1 protein-coding gene is annotated in these 1,533 nt (G+C 42.9%); it reads right to left on the bottom strand.

Annotation, left to right across the window (positions count from 1 at the left end; all coding sequences use genetic code 11):
- On the bottom strand, nt 1-979 hold a 979-nt coding region (ltrA, locus tag ACVYAD_RS24935; RefSeq protein ID WP_476428283.1), incomplete at its 3' end, for a group II intron reverse transcriptase/maturase.
- Between the last annotated feature and the right edge of the window lie 554 nt (nt 980-1,533).

Below are 1,533 nucleotides of genomic sequence, written 5' to 3'. Positions count from 1 at the left end.
GCGCAAAATATCCGCACCATCCTATTAAATATTGATTTAGTTTCTCGATACGGTATTCCATTGAAAATGGCTTCTTTCTAGAGGTAATTTCTCGTATTTTCTTCTTCATTCGTTCAAGGCTTGTTTTTGCCACTCGAACTTTTGGTTCTCTATGGTGTGAAAAACTAAAACCCAAGAATTTTCGATTCCACGGTCGGTCTACCGCTGATTTGGACTCATTCACTTTCAAGCGTAGTGTACTTTCGACGAATCGCTGTACACTTGCTATTGTACGCTCTCCCGCACGTTTACTCTTCACATAGATATTGCAGTCATCTGCGTAGCGAACGAATTTATGACCACGTTTCTCTAATTCTTTATCCAACTCATCTAACACGATATTAGAAAGAAGTGGACTTAATGGTCCACCTTGCGGTGTTCCTTCCTCTGTACTTGAAATAACTCCATTTATCATGACACCAGCTTGGAGATATTTACGGATAAGTTTTAATAATGATTTATCATGAATTCTTTTCGCTAATGTTGCCATTAATCGGTCGTGATTGACCTTATCAAAGAATTTCTCTAAATCCATATCTACAACCCAACGATATCCTTCCTTCATATAGCCCTTCGCTTTTCGGACTGCGTCATGAGCACTCCGATTTGGACGGAATCCATAACTGTTGTCCGAGAAAGTTTGGTCATATTCCTTTGATAATATCTGCGATATAGCTTGTTGAATCAAACGATCTGTCACGGTTGGGATTCCTAATAGACGCACACCGCCGTCTAGTTTCGGGATTTCGACACGAAGTACTGGTTGCGGTTCATAGGTTCCCGCTAGAATTTGTGCTTTAATGGATTCCCAGTTTTCGAGGATGTGCTGACGTAAGGTTTGTACGGGCATCATGTCTACTCCCTGGCTTCCTTTATTCGCTTCCACTCGCTTTAATGCTTGTATCATATTCGGACGTGCTAGAATTTGATTCAACATCACCATTTCGTTCCTTTCCGTGAATAGCTTGTCTTCTTATGCCCACCTGAACTGCACCCTCCGCAAATACCCTCATGGACTTCACCATTACTTTCTAAGCGTGAGGTTTCTCTGTTTTCTGTGTTTATTCATTCAAGATGGAATGCCAAGGGCTATTCTCTCTTAGTTGTTCAGTCCTTCCGATTAGTTCTAGACCCAATCGTACTATGACCTCTGCTGACTTCTGATGGTTCAGCTACTTGTCACCAAGTAATTTATGAAGGGTACTTCACGTTTCCATCAGACCTCCCCGGGTAAGCACATGCACTTTCACACCATCTATCCGCCTCATTTACTCGATATGACCTTCGACAGAAAGGACTTTATTTTGATATGCAAACTCATCCAATCATACCTAGCCTTCTATGTGGTTCGTGTTCCTCGGACCGGTGTTTTGCCTCCAGCTTCCTTCAGATTCCGCGTCGCCACGGACACCCTTGCTCTTGGCTAACCTCTACTTCTGTCTTCGGGGTTCGGGACTTACACCCTATAGTTCATATGCATGCCGGGCGCACATA

The sequence above is a fragment of the Lysinibacillus sp. G1-3 genome (assembly GCF_056322905.1).
Note: the sequence above shows the minus strand (reverse complement) of the source record. Positions and strands in the feature narration are given on the sequence as shown.